Here is a 13257-nt window from a genome sequence, read left to right on the forward strand (position 1 = left end):
GGCCGTACGGCTTCTGGAATCCTCGGAAGGAAGCCACACCATGGCCATGGACGCCATCTCCGTCATCCGCACCAAGCGGGACCGCGGCGAACTCAGCGACGAGCAGATCGACTGGGTCATCGACGCGTACACCCGCGGGGAGGTGGCCGACGAGCAGATGTCGGCCCTCGCGATGGCCATCCTGCTCAACGGGATGAACCGCCGCGAGATCGCCCGCTGGACGGCCGCGATGATCGCCTCCGGCGAGCGCATGGACTTCTCGTCCCTGTCCCGCCCGACGGCCGACAAGCACTCCACGGGCGGCGTCGGCGACAAGATCACGCTCCCGCTGGCCCCCCTGGTGGCCGCCTGCGGCGCGGCGGTCCCGCAGCTGTCGGGCCGCGGCCTCGGCCACACCGGCGGCACGCTCGACAAGCTGGAGTCGATCCCCGGCTGGCGGGCCCTGCTCTCGAACGAGGAGATGCTGTCCGTCCTGGACGGCACCGGCGCGGTGATCTGCGCGGCGGGCGACGGCCTGGCCCCGGCCGACAAGAAGCTGTACGCACTGCGCGACGTCACGGGCACGGTCGAGGCGATCCCGCTGATCGCCTCCTCGATCATGTCGAAGAAGATCGCGGAGGGCACGGGCTCGCTGGTCCTGGACGTGAAGGTGGGCACGGGCGCCTTCATGAAGACGCTGGAGGACGCCCGGGAACTGGCCTCCACGATGGTCGGCCTGGGCACCGACCACGGAGTGAAGACGGTCGCGCTCCTCACGGACATGTCGATCCCGCTCGGTCTGACGGCCGGCAACGCCCTGGAGGTCCGCGAGTCCGTGGAGGTCCTGGCGGGCGGTGGCCCGGCGGACGTGGTCGAGCTGACGATCGCCCTGGCCCGCGAGATGCTGGACGCCGCCGGAGTGAAGGACGCCGACCCGGCGAAGGCCCTGGCCGACGGCTCGGCGATGGACGTCTGGCGCCGCATGATCACGGCCCAGGGCGGCGACCCGGACGCGGAGCTGCCGGTGGCCCGCGAACAGCACGTGATCAAGGCCCCGGCCTCGGGCGTCCTCACCCGCCTCGACGCCTACGACATCGGCGTCGCGGCCTGGCGCCTGGGCGCGGGCCGCGCCCGCAAGGAGGACCCGGTGCAGGCGGGGGCGGGCATCGAGATGCACGCCAAGCCGGGCGACACGGTGCGGGAGGGCCAGCCCCTGCTGACTCTGCACACGGACACGCCGGAGCGGTTCGCGTACGCGCTGGAGGCGGTGGCGGGCTCGTACGACATCGCCGCGCCGGGGACGGACTTCAAGGCGTCGCCGGTGGTGCTGGAACGTATCGCCTGACCAGGGTTTTTCTCATTCGGGTGAACGGGACTGGTGGACCGCCGCCAGTCCCGTTCGGCATGCTGGGATCGGTGACGCACTGATTGGAGAACCGCCATGAGCGCACTCACCGTCGACCACTCGACGGCCAGCGGCCACGAGTGGGACGACCTCGTCCGAATCTGGCAGGAGACGGACGCGCCCGAGGGCTGCAAGGTGGAGATCATCGAGAGGATCGTCACCGTGGCGCCACCGCCGTCCAATGCCCACAACGACATCGCCGACCTGGTTCACCGGGCGCTGTACGAGGTCATCCCCAGGCACTGGGGCATCTACCAGACACTGGGTACGGCGGTCCCGTCTCGTGGGGGGCTCTACGTTCCTGATCTCGCAGTTGTCCCCAGGCAGGTTCTACGTGACGGGGGCGGGAACTTCGTTCCAGCGGCTGCGGCAGAACTCGTCGTCGAGATCACGTCTCAGTCCAATGCGGCCAACGACCGGATCAAGAAGGCCGCAGGATATGCCCAGGCCGGTGTCCCCCTGTACCTCCTCATCGACGGCTGGGCCCCCGGCGGACCCACGATCACGCTGTACGGCGAACCGCAAGGAGACGTCTACCGGGTCCTGCGCGCAGGGAAGTTCGGCGAGCAGGTCGTGTTGCCGGAGCCCTTCAACCTCGAGCTCGACACGGACGAGTTCCCCGCAAGCTGAGGAGCCTCACCCGAGAAGCGCCGCCACCACCACAAGCACCGGCACCGCCAACACCGTCGACAACAAGATCGCCTCCCGCGCCAGCACCTCGCCCACCCGATAACCGCTCGCGTACGTGAACAGGTTCTGTGCCGCCGGAAGCGCCGACGTCACCACCACGTCGAGCAGGGAGGCGCCGTGGAGCCCGAAGACCCCCGCTGCCAGGGCCCAGGCGACCAGGGGCTGGATGACCGCCTTGAGGGCCACGGCGAGGAGGACAGGGGCCCGTTCCGCGCCGCGCAGCGGAAGCGTGCTGCCGCGTAGGGAGATGCCGAAGGCCAGAAGGACCGCCGGGACCGACATGTTGCCGATCAGGGTGAGCGGGTCCATCAAGGGGCCGGGGACGCGCAGGCCCGACGCCGACGCCGCCACACCGGCCAGGGAGCCCAGCGCTATCGGGTTGCGCAGGGGCGTGAGCAGGCGTTGCCACAGGGGCCGCTTCTCGCCGCCACTCGCCAGGTCCAGGACCGTCAGTGCCACCGGCGTGACCCCGACCAGCTGGAACAGCAGCACCGGCGCGACCAGTGACGCGTCGCCCAGCACGTACACCGCGATCGGGATGCCGAGGTTCCCCGAGTTGACGTAGCTGGAGCACAGCGCGCCGATCGTCGTCCGGCCCACTCCCCAGCCGCGCGCGGCACCCACCGCCACGAAGACACCCGCCACCGCTGCCGTGCTCATCGCCGTGACCAGCAGCCGGTCGGAGAAGATCACCGACAGGTCGGCCCGGGCGAGCGTCGTGAAGAGCAGGGCGGGAGACGCCACGTGGAAGGCCAGCTTGGTCAGGACTTCTCGCCCGCCATCGCCCAGATATCCCCGGCGACCGATCCCATAGCCGACGGCGATGACGACCGCGATGACCGCGAAACCGCTCAGCACCCCCTGCACGGCGCCCCCTCACCGGCGACGCGGGCATCGGACAGCGCGGGAGGGGCAGATGCATGGGGCATACAGCCAACCCTCCGGGGAAGGCCGTACCGCGGTCAATGTGATCCTTACGGCGCCGAAAGGGCGGACAGCCGCGATGAGTTACCGCCGCACGCCCGGTCTACCGATCGTGGACGCCATGACACCGTTCCTCTTCAGTGAGCAGGAGTGAGTCTTGTACCCGTACCTGCGCATCTGGCGCATCCCGAACGGTTTTGGATGCACTGGTCGCCCGCTTTCGCTCCGCATCCGGCGACACGCATCTTGTGCGTGGTCCGGGAATGCGGGGGCGGGTTTCCTTACGCGCCCGGGACCCGTTTCCGGCCTGGACGGTCCGATGCCCTGCAGCATCACTCTGGTGCTGCAGGGGCGGTGCCGTCCGTCGCCTGACCGGGTGCCCGAGGGCGCGTCGTCCGATGGCCACCGCGGCGGCGTCGTGCCGCGTGGTGGCCCGATTGATGCTGGTGAGGGGCTTGTGCCAGTGCTGGGCGCCCCACTTGCTGGTGTAGGCGGGATCAACCGCGACAACGGGGATGCTCAGTTCGGCGGCCATGCCGACCAGCCGGGCCCGCAATCTGGCGGTGGGCAGGCCGGAGATGAGCTTGCGGAACCGCTTGCGTCCGCCGTGCTTCTCCCGGGTCTTCACGCCGGCGAAGTCGAGGTCCTCGACGGCGACGGCGAGGCTACGGCGCTTGGCAAAGTGCAGCAGCCGGATCAGGGCGTGCCGGATCTGGGCGTCGCGGTGGGTAGCGGTACCGGTGAGGTCGTAGCCGAAGCGCAGCGGTGCGCCGACGGGGTTGCCGTGGGTGTCCAGGCGCCAGGCGGCGAGGTGGTCGGCGTTGGTGTCGACTCCGAGCATCCCGCGCATGCGTGCCGCTGCCAGCGGCAGGCAGTTCACTGGAGGGTTGGCCCAGGAGGCGGTGAGGTACCAGCGGCCTCGGAGCACGTCTTCGTGGATGCGGTAGGCCACGGCCCGGTGGGCGGTGATGCGGTCGCGCCACTGCTCGCCCCGGCGCGCGAACGCCATGCGTGCAGTGAGCACGTACCGGCCGTGCGGCGCGTTCGCCAGGTGGGCGAGGGGGGCGGGCAGCTTGACAGAGACCTCGCCGTCGGGACAGACGCGGATGGTCTCGTTGCCGTACCGCTTGCCCGACTCCCCGTCCGCAGCCAGGAATCGGCGAGCGGCCTCCCACCGGGCCCGCCACCCCGCCTCACTCAGCCCGGCCGCATCCAGGTGATGCCGCGTGTTCAGCAGCTGCTTTCCGCCCCGCACCACGTGCACGACACCGGCTTGCCAGTCGGCTCGCACCGCCTCCAGCCGGTCCTCCAGCACACGCAGCCGACGGGACTTCCGCACCCTCAGATCACGCGAGGCCAGCGAGCCGAGATGGTCACCCACCAGCCGCAGTACCCGCTCATCGGCGACGGTCAGCTGCTTGAGCCGGTCCCGGACGGCGACCCCGGACGGGCCGGGCACCACGAACGGTGCCGCCACCTCCCGCAGCACACCCAAACCCGACCACCCCCTTGCCTGCAGACCCACGACCTTCCTACCGCGTCCAACGACCACCACCCGCAAAGGTCACTCGTTCGATGAAAGAACTCCCGTTCCCCAGCCACGAGCGACGCCCCACAGAGCCCCGACACTCGCACTCACACACGTCGGAACGCGCACCTGCCCAGCCGTCCCGCACCAGTTCACAACCCCCCGTGCTCGTGCTCCCCGGCCCCGTCGCCCGGGACGAGGTGAGCGGACTGAGCGACGACGTACGGGCACTGCTGCGAGCCGGCCGTGCCCGGGTGGTGGTGTGCGATGTCGGAGGCCTCGGGCCGCCGGGGCTCGCCGCCGTCGACCTGCTCGCGCGGCTCCAGCTCGCCGCCCGCCGGGCCGGAGGGCGGATACGGCTGCGCGACCCCGACCCGGCCCTACGCGCCCTGCTCGACCTGGTCGGTCTCCGCTTCGAGGTGGAGGGGCAGGTCGAAGAGCGGGAACCAGCGCTGGGTGTCGAGGAAGCAGTGGAACCCGGTGATCCGGCCGTCTGAGATCTCCAGCACCTGGACCGCCCACGGTGTGAAGCCGCCCTTCTCCGGGTCCGGCTTGTACTGGGCGAACCCCGGCAGGCCGTTGACCTGGACCGGCACCAGCCGGGAGCCCGCGCAGGGCGCGCCGAGGGTGGTCATGAAGCCGGTGATGTCGCCGACGCCGGTCAGCCACAGGTCGAACGGCGGCATCGTCATGACCGCGTCCTCGTGCAGCAGGGCCGTCAGCGCCGTCATGTCGTAGCCCTCGAAGGCCGCCACATAGCGGTCCAGCAGCTTCTGCCGGTCCTCGTCCAGCGGGTCGGAGACGGTCGCGTCGGCGCCCGGCTCCTTCCGCTCGGCCAGGGTGGCGCGGGCCCGCTGGAGAGCGCTGTTGACCGACGCGACGGACGTGTCCAGCAGCTCGGCGACCTCGCTGGCCTTCCAGGCCAGCACCTCGCGCAGGATCAGCACGGCCCGCTGCTTGGCCGGCAGCTGCTGAAGAGCGGCCATGAAGGCGAGCCGCACGGACTCCTTGGCTATCGCCGCCTCCGCCGGGTCGTCGGTCGTGGGCAGCACACGGGCGTCCGGCATGGGCTCCAGCCAGGTGTTGTCCGGGCGGGGGGTGAGCGCCGCCTGGGCGAGCGGGGTCGACTCGGTCAGGTCCATGGGCCTGGCGCGCTTGTTGCCGGCGGTCAGCATGTCCAGGCACACGTTGGTCGCGATGCGGTAGAGCCAGGAGCGGAGGCTGGAGCGGCCCTCGAACTTGTCGTAGCTGCGCCAGGCACGGATCATCGTGTCCTGCACCGCGTCCTCGGCCTCGAAGGAGGAGCCGAGCATCCGGTAGCAGTACCCCGTCAGCTCTGTCCGGTGTGCCTCCAGCCTGGTGTCCAGATCTGTCGGTGTCGCCGTGCCGTTCGTCATCGTCCACCCACCCCTGGGGAAGTTCTGCCACGCGCCATCGCGCCCAGCACTTCGGAAGCTATCGCAGCCCACTGACAACGGCCCCTCGAGCGCACAAAGGCGCAGGCAGGGGCAGTGCTTCACACCAGCTGTTTCACCGACATCAGCAGATGCCGGTGCTCCCCGGCCATCGCCCCGGCCGTCTCCCCGGCCCCCTCTGCGGCCCCGTCGCCCGGCACCGCGTGCAGCAGCGCCCGCTGCCCCGCCCCCAGCAGGTCCAGCCGTACGCGCGGGCTCTCGAAGGTCGTCAGCGCCTCCAGCAGATAGGCCGGGTTGAAGGCCACCGGCACCTCGTCGGCGCCGGTCAGCGTGGCCGGCAGCCGCTGGAGCGCCACGTCGTCGCCGTAGCCGGCGCGGAGCGTGACGGACCCGTCGGACGAGAAGTCCAGCCGCACCGGACTGTTCGCCTCCGCCACCACCGCCACCCGCCGCACGGCCTCCGCGAGCCCCTCGCACGCCACCTCGGCGACCGCGGCCCCCGCCATGTCGAACAGCGACTTGTACGTCGGCAGCCGCCCGTCCAGCAGCCGCAGCGCCGTCCGCGTCCGCCCGCCCTCGAAGCCGATCAGCCCGCCGCCGGCGGCCGGGTCCCACCCGATCAGCACGTCCCCGCAGCGCCCCAGCGACCGTGCGACGTCCAGCAGGCGCCGCGCGGGCAGCAACGCTTCCACCACACCGTCGGCCGCGGCCCCCGGCTGCCACTCCAGCCGCCGCACGGCGTACCGGTAGCGGTCCGAAGCGGCCAGTGTCATCTCCCCGCCGTCCAGGCGCAGTTGGACGCCCGTGAGCAGCGGCAGCGTGTCGTCGCGCCCGGCCGCGACGGCGACCTGGGCGACAGCCGTCGCGAACGCGGTGCCGTCCACCGTGCCGTACGGCGCGGGCGGCACCGGCAGCGCCGGGTACTCGGCGAGGGGCAGCGTCGACAGCCCGAACCGCGTGCCGTCCGCCTCCACCGTGAACCGCGACGCCTCCAGCGCGCAGCTCACCGGCCCGTCCGGCAGCACCCGGCACACGTCCAGCAGCCGCCGCCCCGGGACGAGCACCCGCCCGGGCACCGCCACCTCCGCCTCGGCCTCCACCCGTACCGCCGCCTCGAAGTCGAACCCCGTCACGGCCAGCCGCCCCGCGTCCGCCTCCAGCAGCAGCCCGCCCAGCACCGGCACCGGCGTCCGCGCGGGCAGCGCCCGTACCGCCCGGCCCACGGCCTCGGCCAACGCCGTACGGTCGATGCGGAACTCCATGAAAATCCCCCTGCTCGGATCCGGTGGTCAGCGGAGGCGGACGTTATCCGCACCCACTGACAACCGGCCCCGACCAGGGGGAACGGCCAGACTTCGGGCTCAGGCGGCCGTGGCCGGCCGCCGCTGCGTCCGTGCCGCCCGCGTCCCGAGGACCGTGATCGTGACGACGCCCAGGACTGCCAGCAGGCCGACCCCGACCGTCCCGGCCCAGCCGCCCGCGTGGAAGGCGATCGCGCCGACCGTGCTGCCGGCGCTGGAGCCGACGTAGTACGCCGACTGGTAGAGCGCCGAGGCCTGCGCGCGCCCGGTCGTGGCCGTCTTGCTCACCGCCGAGGACGCCACCGCGTGGCCCGCGAAGAAGCCCCCCGTGATGAGGACCAGGCCCAGCAGGACCAGTGGGAGGGACCCGGCCAGCGACAGCAGCAGACCCGCCGCCGTCGTACCGCCCGCCGCGTACAGCGCGCCCCGGCGGCCCAGCCGGCCCACCAGGCGGCCGGCCGTCGACGCCGACACCGTGCCGACGAGGTACACCAGGAAGACCGAGCCGATGATGCCCTGCGGCAGTGAGAACGGCGCCTCGGTCAGCCGGTAGCCGATGACCGTGTACACGCCGCCGAACACCGTCATGAACAGCGCGCCGATCGCGTACAGCCGGCACAGCAGCGGGTTCGACAGGTGGTCGCGGACCGTCCGGGCCAGCACGCCCGGCCGCAGCGAGCCGGCCTTGAAGTTCTTCGGGGCGGGGAGCAGCAGCCGGAAGGCCACCGCACATGCCACCGCGAGCGCGCCGATCACACCGACGGCGACCCGCCAGCCCCACTCCTGGGCGACCCAGCCGGTGATGACCCGGCCGCTCATTCCGCCGACGCTGTTGCCCGCGACGAACAGCCCGATCGCGGTGACCAGCGCCCTGGGGCTGACCTCCTCCGCGAGGTACGCCGTCGCCGACGCCGGCAGCCCGGCCAGGGCCGCGCCCTGGAGCGCCCGCAGCGCGACCAGGACACCCAGCGACGGGGCGAAGGGCACCAGCAGTCCGACGGTCACCGCCACGGCCAGCGAGGCCGTCATGACCGCACGCCGTCCGAAGCGCTCCGACAGGGCGCTCATCGGCAGCACGAACAGCGCCAGTCCGCCCGTCGCCGCGGCCACCGTCCAGCTCGCGTCGCTCGCCGCCACCCCGAACTCGCCGGAGATCAGCGGGAGCAGCGCCTGCGTGGAGTACAGCAGCGCGAAGGTCGCGACACCCGCGAGGAAGAGGGCGAGGCTCATCCGGCGGTAGCCGGGCCCGCCCGGGGACATACGTGAGTCGGCGGCAGGGACAGAGGCATCGGCGCCCACGACGGTGGACGCCCCGGTACTGGCGGGAGACATGCTTCGAAACTACGTACGCCCTGACTGATCCGTCCAATGCATGGAACGGCCATAATCGTTCCCATGGCGCATCAACGCAGTTCAACGGATCGACTGTCACCGTCCAGTGACACAGAAGACATGGCGGAGATGTCGAGGGTGCTGGCCCCCCGCCTCGCGTACTTCGCCGGAGTCGCCCGCACCGAGCACGTCACCCGCGCCGCCCAGGAGATGAACGTCCCCCAGTCGACCCTCTCCCGGGCCATGGCCCGCCTGGAGCAGGACCTCGGCGTGGACCTCTTCGCCCGCCACGGCCGTACGGTCTCGCTCACCCCGGCCGGGCGCACCTTCCTCACCTCCGTCGAGCGCGCTCTGGCCGAGGTAGAGCGCGCCGCCGAGGAGGTCCGGGCCGACGCCGACCCCGCCACCGGCAAGGTCGCCTTCGGCTTCCTGCACACCATGGGTGCCGAGACGGTCCCGGGCCTCCTCCAGGCCTTCCGCGCCGACCATCCGCGCGTCCGCTTCAGCCTCGTCCAGAACTACGGCGAGGCCATGCTCGAACGCCTGCGCGCCGGCGAACTGGACCTGTGCCTGACGTCCCCCGTCCCCGACGCCCCCGACCTGGTCGCCCGCCGCCTCGACGAACAGAAACTCCGCCTCGTCGTCCCCGCGGACCATTCCCTCGCGGGCCGCCGCCGCATCCGCCTCGCCGAGGCCGCGGACGAAATGTTCGTCACCCTGGAACCCGGCTACGGCCTCCGCCGCATCACCGACGACCTCTGCAAGGAGGCCGGCTTCAAGCCCCGCGTCGCCTTCGAGGGCGAGGAGGCGGAAACCTTGCGGGGCCTGGTGGCAGCGGGCCTCGGGGTCGCCCTCCTGCCCCCACCGGCCGTCCCCCGCCCGGGGGTCGTGGAACTGACGGTCACGTCCCCCCGAGCGGCCCGCGAAATCGGCGTGGCCTGGCTGGAGGGCCGCCCGGACACACCCCCGGTGGCAGCCTTCAAAAGGTTCCTGCTCTCCAGAAGGGGCAGCTTGCTCCCGACGTGAAGGGGCGCGGGGCTGTTCCATGTGCGGCTCCGCCGCGTGGGCGCGACAAGCCACGAACAACCCGCACAGGCCAACCGCAAGAACCCCGACGGCGCTACCGCCTCGAAGGACTGAACCCCGCAGCCAACGGCATCCGCAGCCCCAACGGCGGCGGCGCGGCAAGCGCATCCCGCACCGGCCGGGACACGTCCCGCCCGAACAAGGCCCCCATCACGAAGTCCTCCGCCAGCGCGAGGACTTCGTCCCGGTACTGACTCAACCCGTGCCCGTCCGCGTGCACTTCGAACCGGCACACATCCCGGTTCGCCTTCTTCGCCCGCGCCGCCAGGCGGAACGACAACTCGGGATCCGTCCGCTCGTCGTTCGTGCCGTGCACGATCAGCACCTGCCGCCCCACCAGTTGCTTCACCGGTTCGGGTGGCGCGGCCACATCCTCCTCCGGCAGCCAGGGAGCGAGCGCCAGCACGGAGTTGACGGCCTCGTGCCCACCCGCCCGCAACCCGGCCCGGCCGCCCATGCCGATGCCGGCGAGGCAGACGGGAACGTCTCCGTAACGCCGTACGACCTCGTCGGCCGCCCAGGCGGCGTCGGCCGCGAGGTTGGCCTCGATGCCGTTCCAGCCGCGGTAGCGGTAGTGCACCACGTGGGTGACGAGGCCCTCGTCCCGGCCCGCGCGGGCCAGGCGGCGCCCCAGGGCGCGTACGGAGGCGGTCGCCACCAAGGGTGACGGCCTGCGGCCGGAGGCCTCGTCGCCGCCGGGGAGCAGCAGCACGACGCCGCTCACCGCCGACGGCTCCGGACCGAATGTCCTGCCCAGCCGGGCCCTGCGAACCGGCGTCGGTTGGTGTGCCATGACAGAACAGTGTCAGAAGCGCGGGTGTACTCGACCCGTCCATGGGGTCACCGTTACGTATCGACGGAAACGTGAACGACACGAGCACGCGCCATCTACGCGCGTAGGAGTTAGAGTGCGGAAATGACGAGCCAGACCATCGCGAACACCCCGACACCGGAACAGATCCACCGGGCGCCCAAGGTTCTGCTGCACGACCACCTCGACGGCGGGCTGCGTCCCGCCACGATCGTCGAACTCGCCCGCGCGACCGGCTACTCCCAGCTCCCCGAGACCGACCCGGAGAAGCTCGGCGTCTGGTTCCGGGAGGCCGCCGACTCCGGTTCCCTGGAACGCTACTTGGAGACCTTCTCCCACACCGTCGGCGTCATGCAGACCCGCGACGCCCTGGTGCGGGTCGCCGCCGAGTGCGCCGAGGACCTCGCCGAGGACGGTGTCGTCTACGCCGAGGTGCGCTACGCCCCCGAGCAGCACCTGGAGGGCGGGCTGAGCCTCGAAGAGGTCGTCGAGGCCGTCAACGAGGGCTTCCGGGAGGGAGAGCGCCGCGCCCGGGAGAAGGGCCTGCGCATCCGCGTCGGCGCCCTGCTCACCGCCATGCGGCACGCGGCCCGCGCCCTGGAGATCGCCGAACTCGCCAACCGTTACCGGGACCTGGCCGTCGTCGGCTTCGACATCGCCGGTGCCGAGGCCGGCTACCCGCCCACCCGGCACCTCGACGCCTTCGAGTACCTCAAGCGTGAGAACAACCACTTCACCATCCACGCCGGCGAGGCCTTCGGGCTGCCCTCCATCTGGCAGGCCCTCCAGTGGTGCGGCGCCGACCGGCTCGGGCACGGGGTGCGGATCATCGACGACATCCAGGTCCACGAGGACGGCAGCGTCGAACTCGGGCGGCTCGCCTCGTACGTCCGGGACAAGCGCATCCCGCTGGAGCTGTGCCCCAGCTCCAACCTCCAGACCGGGGCGGCCTCCTCGTACGCCGAGCACCCCATCGGGCTGCTGCGCCGGCTGCATTTCCGTGCCACCGTCAATACGGACAATCGACTTATGTCGCACACCAGCATGAGCCGGGAATTCGAGCACCTTGTCGAGGCGTTCGGTTACACGCTCGACGACATGCAGTGGTTCTCCGTCAATGCGATGAAATCAGCGTTCATTCCTTTCGATGAACGACTGGCCATGATCAATGACGTGATCAAGCCCGGATATGCCGAGCTGAAATCCGAATGGCTGTTCCGGCAGACCGCCTCCACCAGCGGTTCTTCACCTTCGGAGAGCTGATCCGCGAGTCATCGGCACACAGGGAATGCGGGCGGTGTTCACAATCCGTCCGCATTTCGATGTTTGCGGCGGATGGCGCCGCGTGATTACGGTCACTGGACCGCTCACACCCCGCCATCTCATTATGAGGACGCATTTCATGAAGCAGTCTGCTGCCAAGTCCCTCGGTGTCGCCGCCCTCGGTGTCGCTTTCGCCGCCGCCGGTGCGGGCGCCGCCAACGCCGCCCCGGCTCTCCCGGACGCCGCTCAGACGCTGGAGACCGCCACCCAGGCGCTCCCGGCGGAGCAGCTCTCCCAGGCGCTGCCGGGCTCGGGCGAGGCGCTGGGCCAGGGGCAGCCGGCGGCCGGTGCCGGTCTCGGCGCCGCCCAGCCGGTCGCCGAGCAGCTGCTCGCCGAGGGCCCGACCGGGACGACCGCCAAGCTGCTCGGCGGTCTGCCGGTGGAGGGCCTGCCCACGCACGGCCTGCCCGTGAACAACCTGCCCGTGAACAACCTGCCCGTGAACGGCGTTCCGGTCGCCTGACCTCTCCCGTCGAGGCGGACACCACACGCCGATGGGGCGCACCCTGTGTCAGGGTGCGCCCCATCGGCGTTCTCGCGAACGGTCGTCACCAGGCCGTCCGCGCCTTGTTCTGCACCTTGCTCTCCGAGGGCAGCAGGATCCACAGCGCGATGTACAGCAGGAACTGCGGGCCGGGCAGCAGGCACGAGACCAGGAAGATCACTCGCATCGTCGTCACGGAGGTGCCGAAGCGCCGGGCCAGCGCGGCGCACACTCCGCCGATCATGCGGCCGTGGGTGGGTCGGGCGAGGCGGGACATGTGCGGCTCCTTCAACGTCGGTGTGTGAGGCCTCTCGTCCGAGTACCCCAGCTGCACTCCACGCTACGGAGACGAAGGGGGCAAAGCGTCGCTCCACGGGGCGATCCCGACCCTGGGAATCGTCGGGGTCCGACCCTGAGCCCACTCCTCGGGGGACAGGAGCGTACCGGCCGGGCGCGCGAGGGTGCGGCGGCGCAGCCAGGAGCGGCCGGCGGGGACGAGCGCCAGATGCGCGAGGGCCACGCCCGCGGTGTTCAGGAACAGCGAGTCGATGTCGACGACCTGACCGGGAACGCCGGTCTGGAGCAGCTCGATGCCCAGCGACAGCAGGGCACCGGCCGTGGCGGTGCGCAGCAGGGACGCCAGCGGCGAGACGACCAGTCTGCCGCTCGCCATCGGCAGCAGCACGCCCAGCGGGGCGAGCAGCGCCAGCTTCTCGCCGATGTGACGGGCCGCCTCGAGCCAGCCCAGGGCGAGATCGGCCCGGATGCCGTCGAAGGGCCGCAGATTGGCGGGCATCACCCAGGGCACGTCCAGCGGCCGCAGCGTGAGCCAGGCGACGAACGCGAGGTGTGCGACGAGGAGGACACCTCCTGTCACACGGATGCGGAACGCGGCGCTGCCGCCGATGGAGCCTTGACGCTGCACGCCCCCCTAGACGCGGCCTCCGGCGGAATCGGTTCCGGGATGCCCCCGGTACGC

At 71.4% G+C, this 13257-nt stretch carries 14 protein-coding genes; 6 read left to right on the forward strand and 8 right to left on the reverse strand.

From position 1 onward, the window contains the following. Window positions 1–46: 46 nt before the first annotated feature. Complete coding sequence (locus HDA41_RS25315; protein ID WP_184993722.1) at window positions 47–1324, forward strand: thymidine phosphorylase; 1278 nt, start codon at window positions 47–49, stop codon at window positions 1322–1324. Between the two features lie 96 nt (window positions 1325–1420). Continuing rightward, on the forward strand, window positions 1421–2014 hold the full coding sequence (locus HDA41_RS25320; RefSeq protein WP_184987458.1) for a Uma2 family endonuclease: 594 nt from the start codon (window positions 1421–1423) through the stop codon (window positions 2012–2014). A 6-nt stretch (window positions 2015–2020) separates the two neighbouring features. On the opposite strand, the gene HDA41_RS25325 is transcribed toward HDA41_RS25320, so the two are convergent. Then, the gene (locus HDA41_RS25325; protein ID WP_184987460.1) at window positions 2021–2941 is read right to left on the reverse strand and encodes an AEC family transporter; all 921 of its coding nucleotides are present in this window, start codon (window positions 2939–2941) and stop codon (window positions 2021–2023) included. A 160-nt stretch (window positions 2942–3101) separates the two neighbouring features. Further along, entirely contained in the window at window positions 3102–4493 is a 1392-nt protein-coding gene (locus HDA41_RS25330; protein WP_184987462.1) for a transposase, read from the reverse strand. 197 nt (window positions 4494–4690) lie between these two features. On the opposite strand from HDA41_RS25330, the gene HDA41_RS25335 reads away from it, so the two are divergent. Then, window positions 4691–5023: an STAS domain-containing protein gene (locus tag HDA41_RS25335; protein WP_184987464.1), complete on the forward strand. Its 333-nt coding sequence runs from the start codon at window positions 4691–4693 to the stop codon at window positions 5021–5023. On the opposite strand, the gene HDA41_RS25340 is transcribed toward HDA41_RS25335, so the two are convergent. From HDA41_RS25340 to HDA41_RS25350, 3 genes are all read right to left on the reverse strand, one after another. After that, a complete protein-coding gene (locus tag HDA41_RS25340) occupies window positions 4907–5923 on the reverse strand; it encodes a sigma-70 family RNA polymerase sigma factor (RefSeq protein ID WP_184987466.1) in 1017 nt (338 codons plus the stop codon). The genes HDA41_RS25335 and HDA41_RS25340 overlap by 117 nt on opposite strands. Before the next feature lie 119 nt (window positions 5924–6042). Then, window positions 6043–7203, reverse strand: a complete 1161-nt coding sequence (gene dnaN, locus HDA41_RS25345) for a DNA polymerase III subunit beta (protein ID WP_184987468.1) — start codon at window positions 7201–7203, stop codon at window positions 6043–6045. Window positions 7204–7302: 99 nt separating this feature from the next. After that, window positions 7303–8574, reverse strand: coding sequence for an MFS transporter (locus tag HDA41_RS25350; RefSeq protein WP_184987470.1), 1272 nt, complete (start codon window positions 8572–8574; stop codon window positions 7303–7305). Window positions 8575–8637: 63 nt separating this feature from the next. Between HDA41_RS25350 and HDA41_RS25355 the strand changes: the two genes are divergently transcribed. Continuing rightward, window positions 8638–9600, forward strand: a complete 963-nt coding sequence (locus HDA41_RS25355; RefSeq protein ID WP_184987472.1) for a LysR family transcriptional regulator — start codon at window positions 8638–8640, stop codon at window positions 9598–9600. Between the two features lie 94 nt (window positions 9601–9694). Here HDA41_RS25355 and HDA41_RS25360 read toward each other — a convergent pair whose 3' ends face one another. Continuing rightward, complete coding sequence (locus tag HDA41_RS25360) at window positions 9695–10453, reverse strand: alpha/beta hydrolase (protein WP_184987474.1); 759 nt, start codon at window positions 10451–10453, stop codon at window positions 9695–9697. A gap of 123 nt (window positions 10454–10576) precedes the next feature. On the opposite strand from HDA41_RS25360, the gene HDA41_RS25365 reads away from it, so the two are divergent. Further along, window positions 10577–11734, forward strand: coding sequence for an adenosine deaminase (locus HDA41_RS25365; protein ID WP_184987476.1), 1158 nt, complete (start codon window positions 10577–10579; stop codon window positions 11732–11734). 139 nt (window positions 11735–11873) lie between these two features. Next, a complete protein-coding gene (locus HDA41_RS25370) occupies window positions 11874–12257 on the forward strand; it encodes an ATP-binding protein (RefSeq protein WP_184987479.1) in 384 nt (127 codons plus the stop codon). 85 nt (window positions 12258–12342) lie between these two features. On the opposite strand, the gene HDA41_RS25375 is transcribed toward HDA41_RS25370, so the two are convergent. Continuing rightward, the gene (locus tag HDA41_RS25375; protein ID WP_184987480.1) at window positions 12343–12555 is read right to left on the reverse strand and encodes a PspC domain-containing protein; all 213 of its coding nucleotides are present in this window, start codon (window positions 12553–12555) and stop codon (window positions 12343–12345) included. A 63-nt stretch (window positions 12556–12618) separates the two neighbouring features. Beyond that, window positions 12619–13203 (reverse strand): VanZ family protein, encoded by a 585-nt coding sequence (locus tag HDA41_RS25380; protein ID WP_184987482.1) that lies wholly within the window; start codon window positions 13201–13203, stop codon window positions 12619–12621. Window positions 13204–13257 lie beyond the last annotated feature (54 nt).

Source organism: Streptomyces caelestis (assembly GCF_014205255.1).
Lineage (GTDB): Bacteria > Actinomycetota > Actinomycetes > Streptomycetales > Streptomycetaceae > Streptomyces > Streptomyces caelestis.

Excerpts from the sequence above, each read along its gene's own strand:
- HDA41_RS25315 (WP_184993722.1), top strand. The coding sequence starts at position 47 with ATGGACGCCATCTCCGTCATCCGCACCAAGCGGGACCGCGGCGAACTC.
- HDA41_RS25370 (WP_184987479.1), top strand. The coding sequence starts at position 11,874 with ATGAAGCAGTCTGCTGCCAAGTCCCTCGGTGTCGCCGCCCTCGGTGTC.
- HDA41_RS25340 (WP_184987466.1), bottom strand. The coding sequence starts at position 5,923 with ATGACGAACGGCACGGCGACACCGACAGATCTGGACACCAGGCTGGAG.
- HDA41_RS25350 (WP_184987470.1), bottom strand. The coding sequence starts at position 8,574 with ATGTCTCCCGCCAGTACCGGGGCGTCCACCGTCGTGGGCGCCGATGCC.
- HDA41_RS25355 (WP_184987472.1), top strand. The coding sequence starts at position 8,638 with ATGGCGCATCAACGCAGTTCAACGGATCGACTGTCACCGTCCAGTGAC.
- HDA41_RS25360 (WP_184987474.1), bottom strand. The coding sequence starts at position 10,453 with ATGGCACACCAACCGACGCCGGTTCGCAGGGCCCGGCTGGGCAGGACA.
- HDA41_RS25365 (WP_184987476.1), top strand. The coding sequence starts at position 10,577 with ATGACGAGCCAGACCATCGCGAACACCCCGACACCGGAACAGATCCAC.
- HDA41_RS25375 (WP_184987480.1), bottom strand. The coding sequence starts at position 12,555 with ATGTCCCGCCTCGCCCGACCCACCCACGGCCGCATGATCGGCGGAGTG.
- HDA41_RS25320 (WP_184987458.1), top strand. The coding sequence starts at position 1,421 with ATGAGCGCACTCACCGTCGACCACTCGACGGCCAGCGGCCACGAGTGG.
- dnaN (WP_184987468.1), bottom strand. The coding sequence starts at position 7,203 with ATGGAGTTCCGCATCGACCGTACGGCGTTGGCCGAGGCCGTGGGCCGG.